We start from the raw sequence: 19919 nt of genomic DNA, 5'->3' as shown, positions 1-19919 counted from the left end.
GTTACGGGGTCGTGGTCACCTGGGTTTCGGCCTTGACGCCGTTCACCGTCGCCGTGAGCTGCACCTGGGCGCCGGGGCGCAGGGCGGTGAGCGTGCCGGTGGCCGGGTCGAAGCGGGCGGCGTGCCATGGGCGTACGCCCGCCGCGCCGCCGATGTGCAGGTTCGGCGACCCGGACCAGTCGGCGCTGACCGGCGCGGCCACCGGCACCTGCCGGCCGCTGGGCTGGGTGAGCGTGGCCGTGACGTCGGCCGGCGTACGCCGGGACACCTGCGCGGGGGCGGTCACCGCGAGCCGGTCGACGTGGGCGTGCATCTCCGCGCTCACCCACCGCGGGCCCTCGGCCAGCGGGTCACGGCGGGCCCGCTCGGCCTCCCCCGGCGTCACCGGGTCCACGCCGAACTCGGTCCAGCCGGTGAACCCGCCGAGCGCCGCGGGGGTGGACGGGTCCTTGCCCGAGTTGCCGTTGATCACGTACGGCACGCCGTCCACCCGGTCGGCGTGGAACGTGCCGACGTGACCGTTGACCATCAGCGCGCCCTTGCCGGTGCGGTGCTGGAAGTCGGCCAGCCACTGCTCGACCAGTGCCGCCTCCTTGCGGTCGCCGAGCTGGCTGGCCTTGGCCGGGCTCGGGTCGCGCGGCGGGTGGTGGAAGAGCACCGCCACCGAACCGACCGAGCGGTCGGCGGCGGCCTGGTCGAGCGTCCGGCGCAGCAGCTCCACCTGGTCGAACCCGCCTCCGCGCAGCGACCCAGTGGCGGTGCTGAGCGTGAGGAACCGGGTGCCCCGGTGGTCGAAGACGCGCGACGTGTCCCCGAAGACGCTGCGGAAGTTGTCGATCGGCGCGCCCATGATCTCGTGGTTGCCAGGCACGTAGTGGTACGGCACCTGGCCGTCCAGTTCCTCGTCCAGGATGCGCTTGGCCAGGGCGAAGTCCGCCGGGTAGGCGGTGTCCACGAAGTCGCCGTTGATGATCAGGAAGTCCGGCCGGGCGGCACGGACCTCGCGCAGCGTACGGCGGGCCTGGGCGACCAGGTCGCTGTCCGGGTTCGCGGCGACGAACTGGGCGTCGGAGAGCACCGCGAAGCGCCAGGGCGCCCCGTCCACAGTGCCGTCGCGCACCACCACCCGGTCGGTGCGGTTCGGCTCCGGCGGCGCCTGCACGTCCGGCGGTACCCGGGCCACCAGGTCGTCGATCACCACCTCGCTGCGGTACTGCTTGGCCGGGTCGGTCTCGGCGACGTAGAACCGGCGCACCCGCACCGGGTACTGCACGCCCGGCGGTACGGCGAACTCGACGTACTTCCAGCCGGTCCAGTCCAGGTACGGGCCGCGCAGCACGAACTGGGTGTCCTGCGCGTCGTGCAGGTGCAGGCTGGGCCACTCGCCGGTGCCGTTCGCCTTGATCCACATACCGAACGCCTGCGGCTGGCCGGGGACGTCGATCCAGGCGGGCGGGTCGGCGTACGCGGCCCGGGTGCCGGTGGACTGGCTGAAGTCGTACGACATCCGCAGCCCGCCGCCGGTGTGCCCCTCGGCCGGTGCGACCGACCCGGAGGCGCGGGCCTGGCTGAACTTCCAGGACGCGGCGTCGTCGAACCCGGCCACCGGCACGTCGGTGAGCCCGACGGTCACCGGCAGGACCGTGGTGCGGTTGCCGACCCGCGCGGTGACCAGCGCCGAGCCGGTCGCGGCGAGCGCCTTGACGGACAGGTTGCCGTCGGCGGTGGGGGTGACGGAGAGCAGGTCGCTGTCGTACTCCAGCGTCAGGTCGGCCGGCTCGATCGGCGCGGTGTTGCCCTCGGCGTCGTAGCCGACCACGCCGAACAGGCCGCTGTCACCGGCCCGGTCCAGGCCGACCCGGTCGACGGTGCCGTCGATGCGCGCCAGCGGCCCGAGCACTGTCAGCTCGATCGTGCCCCGGGCCCGGCCGCGGGCGGCCGTGACGGTGCTGCGGCCGGGGACGGCGGCCCGGAACACGCCGTCGCCGTCCACCCGGCCGTGGGTGGCGTGCCAGCGCGGCTCGCCCGCGGCCGGGCCGTACGTCTCGTCGTATCCGGCGGCGGTGAGCCGGCGGGTGAGGCCGGGGAAGGCCCGGTCCGGCCGGCCGTCGCGCACCGGCGCGACGCCGGGCGCGGCGGTCGGATCGCTGGCGGTCTCCAGCCAGTAGCCGGTGAGCCGGCCGCTGCCCTTCGGGGCGTAGACGGCGAGCCCGTTGGGCACCGGCCGTTCGCTGCCGTCGGACGGGCTGTTCTCCACCTGGACCGTGGCCGCGCCCGGCTCCCGGGCCAGCAGCGTGGAGGAGCCGCCGCCGTCGAGGTTGAGCGCGTTGGCGGCGCCCAGCTCGGCCATCATGCGGCCCATCTCGGTCTGGGTGACGCCCCGGCTGTCCACCTGCCGGCCGTCCACCGTCAGCATGATCATCTTGCGGCCGTCGGCGGAGAAGCCGACAGCCGTACGCGGCGCCAGCGACGCGTCGGCGATGCTCTGGACGACGCCGTCGCGCACGAGCACGTTGCCGCCGCCGACCGCGGCGCGCAGGTCGCCGCCGTCGGAGGCCCGCGGCCGCCAGGTCAGGTCCACCGCGTCGCCGGGACGCAGCGCGGCGAGCGCGTCGGCGCCGGCCTCGCGGCCGAGCAGCACGGTGCTGCCGGCCGGGATCGGCCCCTCGCCCGCCGTGGTGGCCACGCTCGCCACCCGGCCGCCGGTCACCGTCACCTCGACCGTCCGGGCCGCGCCCTCCACCGCCCGCTTGCGGGTGTACGACCCCCAGAGCGGCGTGAACACGCCCACGCCGTCGCGCTGCACCATGTTGTTGAACTGGGTCAGCGGCACCGGCCCGGCGGGCAGCGTCGCGGTGCCCTCGAAGCCGACCTGGACCACCCGGCCGATGCCCTGGGCGCTGATCCCGACGGCGTTCGGGTGCCCGGCCACCGGCGACTGCACCAGTTCGCCGGAGCGGACGCCGACGCCCTGGGCGGCGCCGGAGTTGTTGATGTCGAAGAAGTCGCCGTTCACCGCCGCGACGGCGCGGGACCGGTCGACGGCGGCGCGCAGCGGCTCGTCCTTCGTGACCTCGCCGGAGTTCACGTAGTCCACTGTCAGCCCGCCGGCCAGGTCGGCGGTGAGGGCGTCGGCGCGCAGCCAGCCGGCCGCGTCGTACCTGTCGAAGGAGGTCAGGTCGAGGCCGGGCGCGACCGGCCGGGTGGTCTTGGCGGTCTCCAGGCCGCCGGCCGGCTCCACACCGGCGAGCGCGACGGCGAAGTCGGGACGGGACGAGGCGCGTGGCGCGTCCTCGGCGGCGGTGGCGGCCGACGGCGCGACAGCCGACGGCGCGGCGGTGGCGGCGGTCGGTGCCGGCGCGGTGAGGGTCAGCAACGGCGTCAGCAGCAGGACGCCGGCGAGGTGGGCGGGTCGACTGCGGGTTCGCATGGACGACAGTCAACCCGACGGTGAACAGAAGTTTCAATACCTCTCGGCTTAACCGTAGAAAAACTTCACGGTCGGTCGCCCGGTACGCGACGAGGGGCACGGCCGGTGCGGCCGTGCCCCTCGTTCGACGGATCCGTCAGCTCACTCGCCCGGAGTGGACTTCGCGATCTGCATCAGGAACTCGATGTTGGTGCGGGACTGCTTGAGCCGGTCCAGCAGGAGGTCGAGCGCCGCCTGCGAGTCCAGCGAGTGCAGCACCTTGCGGAGCTTGTGGATGATCGCCAGCTCCTCCGGCGCGAGCAGGACCTCCTCCTTGCGGGTGCCGGAGGGGTTGATGTCGATCGCCGGGAAGACCCGCTTGTCGGCGATCTTCCGGTCCAGCTTCAGCTCGGCGTTACCCGTGCCCTTGAACTCCTCGAAGATGACCGTGTCCGCCATGGAACCGGTCTCCACCAGCGCGGTGGCGAGAATGGTCAGCGAACCGCCGTTCTCGATGTTGCGCGCCGCGCCGAGGAAGCGCTTGGGCGGGTAGAGCGCGGTGGAGTCGATACCACCCGACATGATCCGGCCGCTGGCCGGCGCCGCCAGGTTGTACGACCGCCCGAGCCGGGTCACCGAGTCGAGCAGCACGACCACGTCGTGCCCCAGCTCGACCAGGCGCTTCGCCCGCTCGATCGCCAGCTCGGCGACGGTGGTGTGGTCCTGCGGCGGACGGTCGAACGTGGCCGCGATGACCTCGCCCTTCACCGACCGCTGCATGTCGGTGACCTCTTCCGGCCGCTCGTCCACCAGCACCACCATCAGGTGGCACTCCGGGTTGTTGCGGGTGATCGCGTTCGCGATCGCCTGCAGCACCATCGTCTTACCGGCCTTCGGCGGCGACACGATGAGCGCCCGCTGGCCCTTGCCGATCGGCATGACCAGGTCGATCACCCGGGTGGTGAGGATGTGCGGCTCGGTCTCCAGCCGCAGGCGCTCCTGCGGGTAGAGCGGGGTGAGCTTGTAGAACTCCGGCCGGCGCTTCGCCTCGTCCGGCTCCATCCCGTTGATGGTGTCCAGCCGGACCAGCGGGTTGTACTTGTCGCGCCGCTGCTCGCCGTCCCGCGCGGCCCGCACGGCGCCGGTGATCGCGTCACCGCGGCGCAGGCCGTACTTCTTGATCTGGGACATCGAGACGTACACGTCGTTCGGGCCGGCCAGGTAGCCGGTGGTCCGGACGAAGGCGTAGTTGTCGAGCACGTCGATGATGCCGGCGACCGGGACGAGCACGTCGTCCTCGCCGACCTGCGGCTCGCGGCCGCCACCGCTGTCGCCCTCGCCCCGCTCGCCGCGGCCGCGACGACGGTCGCGGAACCGGCTGCGCCGGCCCCGCCGGCCGCCGCCCTCGCCGTCGTCGTCGCCGTCGTTGTCCCGCTCGGCCCGCTGACCACGGTCGTTGCGGTCACCCCGGTCGTTGCGGTCGTTACGGTCGCCGCCCCGGTCACCGCGGTCGTTGCGGTCGTTGCGCTCGGCGCGCTCGCCCCGGTCGGCCCGCTCGTTGCGGTCGCCCCGCTCGGCCCGGTCACCACGCTCGGCGCGGTCACCACGGTCGTTGCGGTCACCACGGTCGTTGCGCTCGCCGCGCTCGGCCCGCTCGCCACGGTCGGTCCGCTCGCCGCCACGCTCGGCACGGTCACCGCCGCGCTCGCCGCGCTCACGGCCCCGGCCCTCGTTGCGCTCACCGCGCTCGGCCCGGTCACCGCCACGCTCGGCCCGCTCGCCGGTCTCGGCGGGCGCCTCCTCGGCGCGCGCCGTCTCGGCCGGTCGCGCCTCGGCCGCCGGCGTCTCCGCCGGTCGCGCCTCGGTGGTAGCGGCGGCGGCCCGGCTGCGGCGACCACGGGTACGGCCCTCGGTCACCTCGGCGGCCGGCGCCTGCTCGGCGGGGCGTGCCTCGGCCCGCTCCTCACGGACCTCCGCGTGCACCTCCTCACGGGCGGGAGCGGACGCAGCCGCCACCTCGGCACGCGGTCGAGGGGTTCCGGCCGCGGCGCCGCCCTGCTGCCGCTCGGTGATGGCACTGATCAGCTCGCCCTTGCGCATGCGAGCGGTACCAGAGATGCCGAGCGACGCGGCCAGGCTCTGGAGCTCCGGCAGCAGCATCGCCGACAGACCGGTGCCGCTCCGCCGGCGGCGCGTGGGGGCGGCGGTGGTGGCATCGCCAGCGACGTTGGAAACATCCGACGTCACGTCGGTGGTGTCGCTCAATGGATTCCTTCCCTCGATAGGCCGGGCTGCCCGGAGTCGTGGAACCAGGTGGCCGGGCGGCCTCGGTGCACCCGCCTCGCATGACGCGTCGCGGGAGTCTGTGACACAGCAGCCGGTGGTTTCCCGACTCACCACCATCGGTGAGCAGGTCTCGCCGTCTGCGGCGACCTGTGGAAACTGCGGCGCGGCGTGGGCCTTGAGCAGGGGTGACGGGCTACCGCCGAGAGCTTCGGGGGTGCGCCGAACCGCAGGAAGATCGCATGCTTCGCGGCTGTGCTAGGTCTAGAGCGTAATCGCCTCGTCCGACCTGCGGCAACAGGGCCCCGCTCGGCGTGTCAAAGTCTACCCCGGATGACCCGGGCACCGCTGACATCTATCGGCAACTCCCACCGGCGCCAATCTGTTCCCGCCTGGAATCCGGCCGGGACCTCGGAGAGCGCCAGCACCGTCGGACCCGCCCCACTGACCACAGCCGCCACACCGGCCTCGCGCAGCGCACCGACCAGCCCTGCCGTGGCCGGCATCCCCGGCGCCCGCTGTTCCTGGTGCAACCGGTCGACGGTGGCGGGCAGCAGCAGCCCGGGATCCGCGGTCAGCGCGTGCACCAGCAGGGCCGCACGGCCCGCGTTGAACGCCGCGTCGGCGTGCGGCACGGTGGCCGGCAACGCCGCCCGGGCCACCGAGGTCAGGCCCCGCTCGGCGGGCACGAAGACGGTCGGGCGCACCGCCGGCGCCACCGGCAGCGAGACCGCCCGCGCGCCGCCCGGTTCCGTCCAGGCGATGGTGAAGCCGCCCAGCAGGCAGGGCGCGACGTTGTCCGGATGCCCCTCCAGCTCGGCCGCCAGCCGCAGCGCGGCGTCGCCGTCCAGCCGCTGCTCGCCGTCGGCCACCAGCGCGCGGGCCGCCAGCACCCCGGCCACGATCGCCGCCGACGACGAGCCGAGCCCCCGGGCCTGCGGGATGCGGTTGACGCACTCCAGCGCCAGGCCGGCCGGCTGCGCGCCGAGCGCGTCGAACGTGGCCCGCATGGCGGTGACGATCAGGTGCCGCTCGTCCGACGGCAGCTCGCCGGCGCCCTCGCCGGTGACCGAAACCCGTACGCCGCCGTCCGTCACCTCGGCCGTGACGTCGTCGTGGCGGCCGAGGGCCAGACCGAGCGCGTCGAAGCCGGGGCCCAGGTTGGCGCTGGTCGCGGGCACCCGGACCCGCACCGGGCCGGGGGTGAATGTGGTCGGCACCGGCTCATGCTAGGACGTCACCCCGACAGCCCGGCCGGACCGCCCGGAGCGTGGGACCGGCGTGTCAGCCGGTGCGCTCGGGGGTCGGCGTGTCGACCGGGTCGGTGAGCGAGAGCCGCCGGGTGGCGAACCGCCAGCCGATCGCGTACACGACGGTGACCAGGCCACAGCCGGCCAGCACGGTGCGCTCGTCCACCCGGTCCACCACGAGCGCCACCACCAGCTGGCTCACCGCGATGGCGAGCGTCGCCAGCATCATGTCGGTGGCGAAGACCCGGCCGCGGAGCCGGTCCGGCACCTCGCCCTGCAACGCGTAGTTGGACAGCACCCAGTTGCTGCCGCCGCCCAGGTGGGCCAGGAACACCAGGACCAGCACCAGCGGGAACCAGGTCACCACCGAGGCGCCCAGGTAGGCCAGGCCGTACATCGACATGGACAGCGCCAGGCCGGTGAGCAGCCAGGCCCGGCTGCTCAGCACCCGGCGCATCATGATCGGGCCGACCAGCGCCCCGGCGCCGCGGGCGGCGAAGAGCAACCCGGCCCCGACCGCGCCGACGCCGTACACCCCGGCGAGCAGCGGGAAGACGGTGAGCACGCCGTTGCCCAGGCCGACCGCCGACTTGACCGTGACCAGCGCCAGCACGCGCGGGCGGTGGGCGATGTAGCGCAACGCCTCCCGGATGGCCGCCCAGGTGCGCGGCACCGCCGCCGCCGGGTCGCGCGGCGCCTGCAACGGCCGGCGGATCAGCGCGGCCAGGCCCGCGGCGGCGAGCAGGCCGACGGCGGCCACCCAGAAGCTGGCGTACGGGCCGGCCACGGCGCTCAGGATGCCGCCGAGCGAGGCGCCCACCACCGTCATCGTGCCCCAGGCCGAGCCGGCGACCGCGTTGCCGGCGGCCAGGTCCTCCGGGTCGACCACGTTGGGCAGCGCGGCCTGGGCGGCCGGCGAGTAGAACGCCTTCGCCACCGCCACCAGCGCGATCGCCGCCAGCGCCAGCCAGGCCGTACCGGCACTGCGCACGCCGAGCAGCAGCAGCACACCGGCGAGCGCGCCCACGTTGGCCACCATCATCACCTTGCGGCGGTCGAACCGGTCGGCGATCGTCCCGGCGTACGGGAGCAGCAACGCGGTCGTGCCGGTGTCCACCGCCAGCACCAGCGCACCCCAGACGCCGCTGCCGGTCAGCTCGGGCAGCAGCACCAGCAGCGGCACCATGACGAACCAGTCCGCGCCGAAGACCACCAGCTCGGCGAGGAACAGATGGCGGAAGTCGCGGTTGCGGACGAGGACCGAGAGGGTGGGTGACACGCGGGCACCCTACCGGGCCGCCCCGGGCGCGGCAGCGCGGCGCAGCAGGTCGGAGACCGTGACGAAGGTGTATCCCCGGGCCCGCAGACCGTTGATCATGTCGGGCAGGCCGCGGAGTGCGACGAGCCGGCCGTCGTTGCCGACGTCGTGGCCGAGCAGGATCGTGCCGGGTCGCACGTCGGCGACGATCCGCCGGGCGTGCCCGGCCGGGTCGTGCGGGAACTCGCTCTCGACCATCTGGAGCGTCCAGAGCACCAGGCGGTAGCCGAGCCGGGCCGACGCGTACAGCACCGAGCCGCCCAGGTGCCCCCAGGGCGGGCGGAGCAGCCGGGGCGCCGAACCGGTGGCCGCCGTGATCGCGTCGTGGCTGCGGCGCAGGTCGTCGTAGACCGTCGCGGCGTCCATCCGGGCCAGGTCGCGGTGCGCCCAGCTGTGGTTGCCGACCTCGTGGGCGCCCATCCGGCCCCGGACCAGGGTGGCGTGTTCGCGGGCCCGCTCACCGACCAGGAAGAAGGTGGCCGGCACCCGGTGCTCGTCGAGCGTGTCGAGCACCATCGGGGTCCACTGTGGGCGGGGGCCGTCGTCGAAGGTGAGCGCCACCAGGGGTTCCTCGGTGCGGACGCCCCAGACGACCTGCATCCCGCCGGTGCCGACGTCCTGGTGGCGGTTGCCGAGCGTGGCGCTGGCCGGGCCGCCCGAGATCGGGAGCCGGCGGTCGGCGACCCAGGTGCTCTCGACGGTCGCGACGGAGCCGACCACCGCCCCGCCGAGCAGGAGCGCGGAGCGGCGCAGCACGGTACGCCGATCCCACCGGCCCGCACCCCCCGCCATCACGCCTCCGAACCGAAAGTAGGCAGCAGCTCACTGAGCGTACCGCCCGGTGCGGCTCGGGTGTGTCCCGCGCGCCGAGTGCCGGGAGGGGCCCGCGCGGGGCCCCTCCCGGCCGGTCACTCGGTGGGCGGGAGCGGCGACTGGCGGCTCTTGGGCAGGCGGAGCACCTCGAACTGGTCGGTGCCGTCGACCAGCGCGCCCGACGGGCGGGCCGGCGGCGGCGCCACCACGGCCCGCTCCTCGGCCCGCTCCCCGCCGCCGACCGCCACCGGCACCGGGTCCGGCTCCGGCCGCGGCTCGACCGGCTCGGGAGCGCCACCCCGCCGCCGGTTCCGGAACGAGCCCTTGGTGTGCTCGACCATGGTGTAGAGCGTCGGCACCAGCACCAGCGTCAGCAGCGTCGAGCTGAGCAGGCCGCCGATCACCACGATCGCCAGCGGCTTGGAGATGAAGCCGCCCTCACCGGTCAGGCCGAGCGCCATCGGCAGCAACGCGAAGATGGTGGCGACGGCGGTCATCAGGATCGGCCGGAGCCGCCGCCGGCCGCCCTCGACCACGGCCTCGGTCACGTCCATGCCCTGGGCCCGGTACTGGTTGATCAGGTCCAGCAGCACGATCGCGTTCGTCACCACGATGCCGACGAGCATGAGCACGCCGATCAGCGCCGGCACACCCAGCGGCGTGCCGGTGACCAGCAGCAGCCCGATCGCGCCGGTCGCGGCGAACGGCACCGAGATCAGCAGGATCAGCGCCTGGGTCAGGCTGCGGAACGTGGCCACCATGATCAGGAAGACGATCGCGATGGCGGCCAGCACCGCGAGACCGAGGTCCGCGAACGCGTCGGCCTGGTCGGCGCTGACGCCGCCGATCACGTACGTGGCGCCCGGCACGTCCAGCGCGTCCAGCCGCTTCTGCAGCTCCTGCGTGGTGGCGCCGAGGTTCGAGCCGGTCGCCGTGCCGGTGACCGAGACGCTGCGCTCCCCGTCGATCCGGGTCACCTGCTGCGGGCCGTCGACCTGCTCGACGTCCGCGATCGCGTCCAGCGGCACCGCGCCGACCCGCAGCGCCCGCAGCTCCTCGACGGTCAGCGGCGGCCGGGCTCCACTGCTCAGCACCACGTTCTGCGCCGTACCGTCGAGCGTCACCTGCCCGAGCGGCGCTCCCCGGTACGTCTGCGCGACGAGCTGCCCGACTGCCGCCTCGGTGAGACCCGCGCGGGCCGCGGCCACCCGGTCCACAGTCACCTCGACGCGCGGCACCTGGGTGGCGAGGCTGCTGGTGACGTCCTCCACGCCCGGCGTGCCGGCCATCGCGCCCCGTACCGCCTCGGCCGCCCGGGTCAGCGTCTCCTGGTCGGCGGCCTGCACGACCACCTCGACCTGGTTGGCGGAGGCGTTCTGCCCGCCGCCGAACGTCAGCTCGCCCACTTCCGGGCCGAGCGCGTCGAGCTCCTTGCGCAGGCCCTGCCGCACCGTCGCGGCGTCGGTGTCGTCGGAGAGCGACAGCGACCAGGTGGCCCGGTCGCTGCCGCCGCCGGCGAACGGGTTGTCCCCACCACCGGCGCTGACCTGGTAGGTCTCCACCCCCGGGGTGCGACGCAGCACCTCCTCGACCCGCGCGGCGGCCCGGTCGGTGCCGGCGAGCGAGGTGCCGGCGGGCATCTCCTGCCGGATGGCGAGCGTGTCCTGGCCGGAGTCGTCCAGGAAGTTCGTCTCCAGCTTCTGCGCCAGGCCGAACGTGCCCAGGAGCACGAGCAGCCCGAGGCCCACCGTGGCCCAGCGGGTCTTCCGCGAGCGGGTGGCGAAGTCGATCACCGGCAGGTACGCCCGCTGCAACGGGTTGCGCAGCTCCTTCTCCTCGGCGGCGCGCCGGGCGGCGGCGTCGTCGGCGCCGCCGCGCGGCCGCAGGAACCAGTACGCCAGCACCGGGATGACTGTGAGCGACACCAGCAGCGAGGCGAGCAGCGCCACCGTCACGGTGATCGCGAACGGGGCGAACAGCTGCCCGACGAAGCCGCCCACCAGGGCGATCGGCGCGAACACGGCGACCGTGGTGAGCGTGGACGCGGTCACCGCGCCGGCCACCTCGCGGACCGCGGTGAGGATCGCGTCGCGCTTCGGTTCGCCGTACTCCAGATGGCGTTTGATGTTCTCCAGCACCACGATGGAGTCGTCCACCACCCGCCCGACGGCGATGGTCAGCGCGCCGAGCGTGAGCAGGTTCAGCGAGTAGTCGCCGGACCAGAGCACGATCAGCGCGACCAGCACGGACAGCGGGATGGACACCGCGGTGACCACCGTGGAGCGCACCGACAGCAGGAACACCAGGATCACCACGACCGCCATGACCAGGCCCAGCAGGCCCTCGGTGGTCAGGCTCTCGATGGACTTCTCGACGAACGGGGCCTGGTCGAAGACCACAGTCAGCTCGGCACCCGCGGCGTCGCCCAGCTCGTCCAGCCGGTCCCGGATCTCGTGCGAGATCTCCACCGCGTTGCCGTCCGGAGCGGCGGTCACCGCGATGCCCAGGCTGGGCTTGCCGTTGGTCCGGGTCAACGAGGTCGCCGGGGCGAGCTGCTGCTCCACCGCTGCCACGTCACCCAGGCGTACCGGGGCGGCGGGGGCCGTGGTGAGCACGATGCCGCGCAGGTCGTCGAGCGTCCGGATCGGCGTGCCCACCTGCACCGGCAGCGACCGGTCGCCGTCGGCGAGCGCGCCCGCCGGCACGGCCACGCCGTTGCTCTTGAGCGCCGAGGCGATGGCGGTCGGCGCCACCTTGGCCGCGGCCAGCTTCGCCGGGTCCGGCGTGATGGTCACGACCTGGTTCCGGGCGCCGGTGACGTCCACCGCGCGGACGCCGTCCAGCGCCTCCAGCTCCGGTACGACGGCGCTGCGCAGCTTCTCCGCCAGCGCCCGCTCGTCGCCGTCACCGGTCGCGGCGACCACCACGGCGGGCAGGTCGTCGGTGCTGCCGGCGATCACCTGCGGGTCGACGCCCTCGGGGAGCTGGGAGTCGATCCGGTTGAGCGCGGTCTCCATCTTGTTGACCACGTCGTCCAGGTCGGTGCCGAACTCGTACTGCACCTGGACCGTGGCCGCGCCCTCGCGCGAGGTCGAGGTGATCTTGTCCAGGCCCGGGATGCCCTTGAGGCTGTTCTCGATCGGCTCGGCGACCTGGGATTCCACGATCTCCGGCGCGGCGCCCGGGTACGTCGCCACGATGAACGCGGCGGGGAACTCCAGCGACGGCAGGAGCTGCTGCTTCAGCGACGGCACGGCGAACAGGCCGAAGGCCGTGGTCACCAACGCGATGAGGGCGATCAGCCCCCGGTTGGCGAGGCTGAATCTGGCGAGCAGCGACATCGGCGTTACTCACTCCTGGAGAGGTGTCTGCGGGGGTGTCTGAGTCTGCCGCACGCCCCGACACTCCCGGCATCCGCCCCAGCCGATGACACCGCCGCCCTCGGGGGCGTCCCCGCCCGCCTTGATCGACTCCACTTCGCCGAGGTGGCGGCATCCACCCACGCCGATCCAGCCACCTCCCCGAGCTGGTGTCGATCAAGAGCGGGGATGCCGCCACCTCCCCGAGGTGGCGTGGATCAGGGCGGTCGGGGGAACGCCGAAGAAGCCGGAGGGGTCAGACCAGGTCGAGCGAGCGGGCGGCGGCCAGCGCGTCGTTGGCGATGGTCACCGGCGCCGGAGCGGTGGAGATGGCCCACTCCGGGTCCTTCAGGCCGTGCCCGGTCACGGTGCAGACCACCCGCGACCCGGCCGGCACCCGCCCGGCCTCGGCCTGCTGGAGCAGACCGGCGACGCTGGCCGCGCTGCCCAGCTCGACGAAGGCGCCCACCTCGCGGGCCAGCAGCCGGTACGCCGACAGGATCTCCCGGTCGGTGACCGCCGAGATCAGACCGTCGGAGGCGTCCCGCGCGTCGATCGCCTTCGTCCAGCTCGCCGGGTTGCCGATCCGGATGGCGGTGGCGATCGTCGACGGCTCCGGCACCACCTGACCGGTGACGATCGGGGCGGCGCCGGCCGCCTGGAAGCCGTACATCCGGGGCGCCTTCGTGGCGTTGCCGTCGCGCAGGTCCTCGGAGTAGCCCATCCAGTACGCGGTGATGTTGCCGGCGTTGCCGACCGGCAGGCAGTGGATGTCGGGCGCGTCGCCGAGCGCCTCGACGATCTCGAAGGCGGCGGTCTTCTGGCCGTGCAGCCGGTCGATGTTGACGGAGTTGACCAGCGCGACCGGATAGTCCTGCGCGAGCTTGCCGGCGAGCCCGAGGCAGTCGTCGAAGTTGCCCTGCACCTGGAGCAGCTTCGCGCCGTGCACGAGCGCCTGGGCCAGCTTGCCCAGCGCGATCTTGCCCTGCGGCACCAGCACCGCGCAGGTGATCCCGGCGCGGGCCGCGTACGCGGCGGCGGAGGCGCTGGTGTTGCCGGTGGAGGCGCAGATGATCGCCTTGTCACCGGCCTCGACGGCCTTGGAGACCGCGACAGTCATGCCACGGTCCTTGAACGAGCCCGTCGGGTTGGCGCCCTCGACCTTGAGCCACACGTCCGCGCCGACCCGGGCGGAGAGCACCGGCGCCGGCAGCAGCGGCGTGTTGCCCTCGTGCAGGGTGACGACGGGAGTCGCCCCGGTGACCGGCAGCCGATCCCGGTACGCCTCGATCAGTCCCCGCCACATGTCGTGCTCCTCGCCTCCGTCGCCCCGCTCCGGGGCCTGTCACCAGCGTGGACCAGCCTGCCCGGCCGGCCACCGGCACACCCTGCTCTAACCATCAGGCGGGACGCGCGGGTTACGCGCCACCCTCCACCCGCAGCACACTCGTCACCGAACGGACGATGTCGAGTCCGCGCAGCTCACTGACGGTGGCCGCGAGCGCGGCATCGGGCGCGACGTGGGTGACGATGACCAGTTCGGCGTCCCCGCCGGCCGGGCCCTGCCGGACCGTGGCGATGGACACCTCGTGCCGGGCGAAGACGCCTGCCACCCCGGCCAGCACGCCCGGCCGGTCGGCCACGTCGAGGCTGATGTGGTAGCGGGTGAGCGCCTCGCCCATCGGCCGCACCGGCAGGTCCGCGTACGCCGACTCGCTCGCCGCGTGCACCCCGGCGAGGCGGTTGCGGGCCACCGCCACCACGTCGCCGAGCACCGCGCTGGCGGTGGGCGCGCCACCGGCGCCCCGGCCGTAGAACATGAGCTGCCCGGCGGCGTCGGCCTCGACAAAGACCGCGTTGAACGCGTCGCCGACGCTCGCGAGCGGGTGCGTCAGCGGGATCATCGCCGGGTGCACCCGGACGTTGACCGTCTCCCGGCCCTGCGCGTCGACGCCCCGGGCCGCGATGCAGAGCAGCTTGATCGTGCAGCCCATGGCCTTGGCGCTGGCCACGTCGGCGGCGGTCACCTCGGTGATGCCCTCACGGTGCACGTCGGCGGCGGTCACCCGGGTGTGGAACGCCAGCGAGGCGAGGATGGCGGCCTTGGCGGCGGCGTCGAAGCCCTCCACGTCGGCCGTCGGGTCCGCCTCGGCGTACCCCAGCTCGGTGGCCTCCTCCAGCGCCTCGGCGAACCCGGCGCCGGTGGAGTCCATGGCGGAGAGGATGAAGTTCGTGGTGCCGTTCACGATGCCGGTGACCCGGGTGATCCGGTCGCCGTGCAGCGACTCGCGCAGCGGGCGCAGCAGCGGGATGGCCCCGGCGACGCTGGCCTCGTAGTAGAGGTCGGCGCCGCCCTCGGCGGCGGCGTCGTGCAGCGTCGCGCCGTCCTCGGCGAGCAGCGCCTTGTTGGCGGTGACCACGCTCTTGCCCGCGCGCAGCGCCTCGACCAGCCAGCCCCGGGCCGGCTCGATGCCGCCGACCACCTCGACCACCACGTCCACGTCGTCGCGCTTGATCAGCCCGAGCGCGTCGGTGGTGAACAGCGCCGGGTCGACCGGCAGGTCGCCGCGGTCACGGCCGATCCGGCGTACGGCGATCCCGGCGATCTCCAACGGGGCGCCGATCCGGGCGGCGAGGTCTTCCGACTGCTCGTGCAGCAGCCGGACCACGTCGCTGCCGACAGTGCCGCAGCCGAGCAGCGCCAAGCGAACCGGTGAGGTCATCCCACATCCAATGCCAGCAGGTCGTCTTCGGTCTCCCGGCGGACGATCAGCCGCGCCCGACCTTCGCGGACGGCGACGACCGGGGGCCGCGGGACATGGTTGTAGTTGCTCGCCATGCTCCGGCAGTAGGCCCCGGTGCCGGGCACCGCGACAAGATCTCCGGGCTGCACGTCAGCGGGCAGGAATTCATCCTTCACCACGATGTCCCCGGACTCACAATGCTTTCCCACCACGCGGGCGAGCATCGGCTGTGCGGTCGACGTGCGGTTCGCCAGCGTGGCCGAGTACGAGGCGTCGTAGAGCGCGGTACGGATGTTGTCGCTCATCCCCCCGTCCACACTGACGTACGTCCGCAGGCCGTCCACATCTTTCACGGTCCCGGCCTGATAGAGCGTGAACACGGCCGGACCGACGATCGCGCGGCCCGGCTCGACCGACAGGTGCGGCACGGCGAGGTTCTCCGCCGCGCACTCCCCGTCGACGATCTTGCGCAGGCGCTTCGCCAGGTCGTGCGGCGACGCCGGGTCGTCCTGCGTCGTGTACGCGATGCCGAAGCCGCCGCCCAGGTCCAGCTCGGGCAGCTCCACGCCCCGGGCGTCGCGGATCTGCGACTGGAGGGCGAGCACCCGGCGGGCGGACACCTCGAAGCCGCTGGCGTCGAAGATCTGCGAGCCGATGTGCGAGTGCAGCCCGCGCAGCTCCAGCACGTCCTCGTCGAGGATCTTGAAGGCGGCCGCCGCGGCGGCGCCGCCCGCGAGAGAGAAGCCGAACTTCTGGTCCTCGTGCGCGGTGGCGATGAACTCGTGGGTGTGCGCCTCCACGCCGACGGTGACGCGGACCAGCACCTTCGGGCGTACCCCGCGCTCGCGGGCCAGCTCGGTGAGCCGGTCGATCTCGGTGAACGAGTCGACGATGATCCGGCCCACGCCGGCGTCCACCGCCCGGGTCAGCTCCGCCACCGACTTGTTGTTGCCGTGGAAGCCGATCCGCTCCGGCGGCATCCCGGCCGACAGCGCGGTGGCCAGCTCGCCGCCGGTGCAGACGTCGAGGAACATGCCCTCCTCGGCGATCATGCGGACCACGGCGCGGCACAGGAACGCCTTGCCGGCGTAGTAGACGTCCGCGTCCGGGAAGGCCGCCCGGAACTCCCGGCAGCGCTCGCGCAGGTCGTCCTCGTCCAGCACGTACGCCGGGGTGCCGTACTCCGCGGCCAGGTCGCGGACGTCCAGGCCCGCGACGGTGAGCGCGCCGCCGGAGCCGCGCGCCACGTTGCGCGGCCACAGTTGCGGCACCAGGGCGTTGACGTCGACCGGGGTCCGGAGCCACGCGGGCCCCCGTGTGCCGATCTCGCCGTGCAGTGCGCCTGCCTCGTGAGCGCGCATGTCTACTCGTCTCCGCTTCGCGACTGCGGGGCTCGCAAGCTCACTCCTCGCGCTCGCACGCTACATCCGCTCCGGCGCGGACACCCCGAGCAGGTGCAGGCCGTTGGCGATGACCACCCGGGTGGCGTCGTTGAGCCAGAGCCGGGCCCGGTGGGTGTCGGTGATCTCCTCGTCGCCCTGCGGGGCGATCCGGCAGTTGTCGTAGAACCGGTGGTACGCCTGCGCGACGCTCTCCTCCAGGTAGCGGGCCACCCGGTGCGGCTCCCGCAGCTCGGCCGCGGTCGCCACCACCGCCGGGAACTCCGCGAGCGCCTTGAGCAGCTCGTTCTCCTTGTCGTGGCCGAGCAGCTCCGGCTGGAACGCGGCGGCGTCACCACGGGTCAGCCCGATCTCGGCCGCGTTGCGGGCCGCACCGGCGGTCCGGGCCGCGACGTACTGCACGTAGTAGACCGGGTTGTCGTTCTTGGCCCGGGTCCACAGCTCCACGTCGATGTCGATGGGCGAGTCGGCCGAGTAGCGGGCCAGCGCGTACCGGGCGGCGTCCACGCCGATCGCGTCGACCAGGTCCTCCAGCGTGACCACGGTGCCGGCCCGCTTGCTCATCCGCACCGGAGCGCCGTCGCGGACCAGGTTGACCAGCTGGCCGATGAGGATCTCCAGGTTGCGCGCCGGGTCGTCGCCGAAGCACGCGGACATCGCCTTCATCCGGCCGATGTAGCCGTGGTGGTCGGCGCCCAGCATGATCACGACCCGGTCGAAGCCGCGCTCCCGCTTGTTCAGGTAGTAGGCGCAGTCGGCGGCGAAGTACGTCCACTCGCCGTTGGACTTGCGCAGCACCCGGTCCTTGTCGTCGCCGAACTCGGTGGTCCGCAGCCAGGTCGCGCCCTCGGACTCGAAGACGTGCCCCTGCTCCCGCAGCCGGTCCAGCGCCGCGTCCAGCGCGCCCCCGTCGTGCAGGTCCTTCTCGTTGAAGTAGGTGTCGAACTCCACCCCGAAGTCGCGCAGCGAGGACTTGATCTCGGCGAACATCAGCTGGACGCCCTCGTTGCGGAACACCTCCTGGGCGGCGTCCTCGGTGAGGTCGAGCACGTCCGGCCGCAGCCGGACCACCTCGGCGGCGATCTCCGCGATGTACGCGCCGCCGTAGCCGTCCTCCGGCGCGGGCTCGCCCTTGGCGGCGGCCAGCAGCGAGCGGGCGAACCGGTCGATCTGCGAGCCGGCGTCGTTGAAGTAGTACTCGGTGCCCACGTCGGCGCCGGTGGCGCGGAGCAGGCGGCTGAGCGCGTCGCCGACGGCCGCCCAGCGGACCCCGCCGATGTGCACCGGGCCGGTCGGGTTCGCCGAGACGAACTCCAGGTTGATCCGCTGACCGGCGAGCGTGTCGCTGCGCCCGTACGCCGGGCCGGCCTCGACGATGACCTTGGCGAGCTGGCCGGCGGCGGCCGCGTCCAGGCGGATGTTCAGGAAGCCGGGCCCGGCGATCTCCACCGACTTGATCCCCGGCGCCTTGGCCAGCTCGTCGGCCAGCGCGGTCGCCAGCTCCCGCGGAGGAACGCCCACCTTCTTGCTGAGCTGGAGCGCCAGCGTCGAGGCGTAGTCACCGTGATCGGGATTACGGGGTCGCTCGACGGTGGTCTGCGCGGGCAGCGCGGCGCGGTCCAGTCCCCGCTCGTCGAAGACGGCGTGGGCTGCGGCGAGGACGACCTCGGCGAGTTCTGCGGGAGTCACTGATCCATGTTATCGGGGGTAGACTCGGGCACCGCGGAGGCGACCCAGCATGTGAACCGGCCCCGCGCTCCCCTGACCGACCGACCTGACGAGGCACGATGAGCATCAGCACCCCGGGCGGCCCGGAGCGCCGTCCCACCGTGGTCAGCACCGGCAAGAAGCCGGCCGCCGGCCGGCCCTCGGCTGCCGACAAGCCCGCCGCGAAGGCCGGCTCGGGCAAGACCGGGGGCGGCAAGGGCACGCCACGGCAGGGCGCCGGGGGCAAGGGCCGCAAGCCGGTCGCCCCGGTGAAGGTGAGCCAGGGCCGTTCGTGGGGCCCGATCGCCCTCTTCGTCGCGGTCGGCGTCCTGGCCGTGGGCATCATCGGCGTCGGCGCCTGGGCGGTCTACCAGGGCGGCCAGCCGTGGCAGAAGCGGGCCGAGGCGATCGACGGCATCGTCGACTACCGCGCCAAGGACAAGGACCTGGTCAAGGGCGGCAACCACCAGCCCGGCGCGATCAAGTACGACATCCTCCCGCCGGTCGGCGGCCCGCACAACCAGGCGTGGCAGAACTGCATGGGTGACGTCTACGACGCCCCGATCGCCAACGAGCACGCGGTGCACAGCCTGGAGCACGGCACGGTCTGGATCACCTACCGCCCGGACCTGCCCGCCGACCAGGTGGAGAAGCTCCGCAGCAAGGTGCAGGGCAAGGAGAAGACGATGCTCAGCCCGTTCGAGGGGCTGGACAAGCCGATCTCGCTCCAGGCCTGGGGCTACCAGCTCAAGGTCGACAACGCCGACGACGGCCGGATCGACGACTTCATCAAGACCCTGCGGGTGAACGCCTCCATCGAGGGCCCGAACGCGCTCTGCGACCAGGGTGTCACCGCCACCGGCACCGCCCCGCGCGACAACCTGCAGAACACCATGCCCCAGCAGCCCACTCAGTGAGGACGCCGCGATGACCGCTCCGGTGACCACCGACAGCGAACTGGACGAGGCTCCGGCCGCCGACCAGGGCGGCCGGGGCGCGGTGCGCCGCTACGGCCTGCTGGCGGTGGCCGCCGCCCTCGTGGTCGGGCTGGTCCTCGGGTACGCGGGCGGCCTGCTCACCCCGACGCTCACCCGTCCGGGTGAGAACTCGGCGGAGGCCGGGTTCGCCCGGGACATGACCGCCCACCACAACCAGGCCGTGGCGATGGGTCTGCTGGCGTTCAGCCAGGGCCAGGACCCCGAGGTACGCCAGGTCGGAGTGGACATCGCCACCGGCCAGCAGGGCGAGATCGGCACCATGCAGACCTGGCTGCGGTCCTGGAAGCTGGACCCGACCGGTGAGCAGGCGCCGATGGCGTGGATGAAGGACGGCGGCGGGCTGATCAAGAACGGCCTGATGCCGGGCATGGCGACGCCGGAGGAGATGGCGAAGCTGCGCGCGGCGAGCGGCCGCGAGTTCGACGTGCTCTTCCTCCAGATGATGATCCGTCACCACATCGGCGGGGTGCACATGATCGACGGCATCCTCGACGAGGGGGGCGACGACGACGTGCTGGCGGTCGCGCAGACGATGAAGAACACCCAGCAGAACGACCTGACCAACCTGAGCGCCGCACTGAAGCGCCTGGGCGGCACCCCGTAACACCCGCCCCACCCGATCCACCGAGGCCCGGTCC

The 19919-nt window shown here is 73.4% G+C and carries 12 protein-coding genes; 2 read left to right on the top strand and 10 right to left on the bottom strand.

All coding sequences use genetic code 11. The features are described 5' to 3' along the window. Position 1: 1 nt before the first annotated feature. The 10 genes from EAD96_RS23040 to argS form a co-directional block, all read right to left on the bottom strand. On the bottom strand, positions 2 to 3430 hold the full coding sequence (locus tag EAD96_RS23040) for a phosphodiester glycosidase family protein (RefSeq protein ID WP_121685745.1): 3429 nt from the start codon (positions 3428 to 3430) through the stop codon (positions 2 to 4). Positions 3431 to 3571: 141 nt separating this feature from the next. After that, complete coding sequence (gene rho / locus EAD96_RS23035; RefSeq protein WP_120573344.1) at positions 3572 to 5674, bottom strand: transcription termination factor Rho; 2103 nt, start codon at positions 5672 to 5674, stop codon at positions 3572 to 3574. Positions 5675 to 6009: 335 nt separating this feature from the next. Then, complete coding sequence (gene thrB / locus EAD96_RS23030; protein ID WP_121685744.1) at positions 6010 to 6912, bottom strand: homoserine kinase; 903 nt, start codon at positions 6910 to 6912, stop codon at positions 6010 to 6012. Positions 6913 to 6976: 64 nt separating this feature from the next. Beyond that, positions 6977 to 8221: an MFS transporter gene (locus EAD96_RS23025; RefSeq protein WP_121685743.1), complete on the bottom strand. Its 1245-nt coding sequence runs from the start codon at positions 8219 to 8221 to the stop codon at positions 6977 to 6979. Positions 8222 to 8230: 9 nt separating this feature from the next. Then, positions 8231 to 9052 carry a polysaccharide deacetylase family protein gene (locus tag EAD96_RS23020; RefSeq protein WP_121685742.1) on the bottom strand — a complete coding sequence of 274 codons (822 nt, stop codon included), beginning with the start codon at positions 9050 to 9052 and terminating at the stop codon, positions 8231 to 8233. 116 nt (positions 9053 to 9168) lie between these two features. Next, positions 9169 to 12414: an efflux RND transporter permease subunit gene (locus EAD96_RS23015; protein WP_121685741.1), complete on the bottom strand. Its 3246-nt coding sequence runs from the start codon at positions 12412 to 12414 to the stop codon at positions 9169 to 9171. A 274-nt stretch (positions 12415 to 12688) separates the two neighbouring features. Then, entirely contained in the window at positions 12689 to 13738 is a 1050-nt protein-coding gene (gene thrC, locus EAD96_RS23010; protein WP_013288279.1) for a threonine synthase, read from the bottom strand. Positions 13739 to 13850: 112 nt separating this feature from the next. Next, positions 13851 to 15155: a homoserine dehydrogenase gene (locus EAD96_RS23005; RefSeq protein ID WP_120573338.1), complete on the bottom strand. Its 1305-nt coding sequence runs from the start codon at positions 15153 to 15155 to the stop codon at positions 13851 to 13853. Next, positions 15152 to 16537: a diaminopimelate decarboxylase gene (gene lysA, locus EAD96_RS23000; protein ID WP_121685740.1), complete on the bottom strand. Its 1386-nt coding sequence runs from the start codon at positions 16535 to 16537 to the stop codon at positions 15152 to 15154. Before lysA ends, EAD96_RS23005 begins: the two co-directional genes overlap by 4 nt. A 60-nt stretch (positions 16538 to 16597) precedes the next feature. Further along, the gene (gene argS / locus EAD96_RS22995) at positions 16598 to 18265 is read right to left on the bottom strand and encodes an arginine--tRNA ligase (RefSeq protein ID WP_120573336.1); all 1668 of its coding nucleotides are present in this window, start codon (positions 18263 to 18265) and stop codon (positions 16598 to 16600) included. Positions 18266 to 18363: 98 nt separating this feature from the next. Here argS and EAD96_RS22985 point away from each other — a divergent pair, with 98 nt between their 5' ends. Beyond that, positions 18364 to 19200 carry a DUF3105 domain-containing protein gene (locus EAD96_RS22985; protein ID WP_121685739.1) on the top strand — a complete coding sequence of 279 codons (837 nt, stop codon included), beginning with the start codon at positions 18364 to 18366 and terminating at the stop codon, positions 19198 to 19200. A gap of 10 nt (positions 19201 to 19210) precedes the next feature. Beyond that, the gene (locus EAD96_RS22980; protein WP_120573334.1) at positions 19211 to 19885 is read left to right on the top strand and encodes a DUF305 domain-containing protein; all 675 of its coding nucleotides are present in this window, start codon (positions 19211 to 19213) and stop codon (positions 19883 to 19885) included. Positions 19886 to 19919: the final 34 nt, after the last annotated feature.

This window comes from Micromonospora sp. BL1, from assembly GCF_003667485.1.
GTDB lineage: Bacteria > Actinomycetota > Actinomycetes > Mycobacteriales > Micromonosporaceae > Micromonospora > Micromonospora tulbaghiae.
The sequence above is the reverse complement of the archived record's forward strand: the minus strand, read 5'-3'. Positions and strand labels throughout refer to the sequence as shown.

Excerpts from the sequence above, each read along its gene's own strand:
- EAD96_RS23015 (WP_121685741.1), bottom strand. The coding sequence starts at position 12,414 with ATGTCGCTGCTCGCCAGATTCAGCCTCGCCAACCGGGGGCTGATCGCC.
- EAD96_RS23040 (WP_121685745.1), bottom strand. The coding sequence starts at position 3,430 with ATGCGAACCCGCAGTCGACCCGCCCACCTCGCCGGCGTCCTGCTGCTG.
- EAD96_RS23005 (WP_120573338.1), bottom strand. The coding sequence starts at position 15,155 with ATGACCTCACCGGTTCGCTTGGCGCTGCTCGGCTGCGGCACTGTCGGC.
- EAD96_RS22980 (WP_120573334.1), top strand. The coding sequence starts at position 19,211 with ATGACCGCTCCGGTGACCACCGACAGCGAACTGGACGAGGCTCCGGCC.
- EAD96_RS22985 (WP_121685739.1), top strand. The coding sequence starts at position 18,364 with ATGAGCATCAGCACCCCGGGCGGCCCGGAGCGCCGTCCCACCGTGGTC.
- thrC (WP_013288279.1), bottom strand. The coding sequence starts at position 13,738 with ATGTGGCGGGGACTGATCGAGGCGTACCGGGATCGGCTGCCGGTCACC.
- lysA (WP_121685740.1), bottom strand. The coding sequence starts at position 16,537 with ATGCGCGCTCACGAGGCAGGCGCACTGCACGGCGAGATCGGCACACGG.
- EAD96_RS23020 (WP_121685742.1), bottom strand. The coding sequence starts at position 9,052 with ATGGCGGGGGGTGCGGGCCGGTGGGATCGGCGTACCGTGCTGCGCCGC.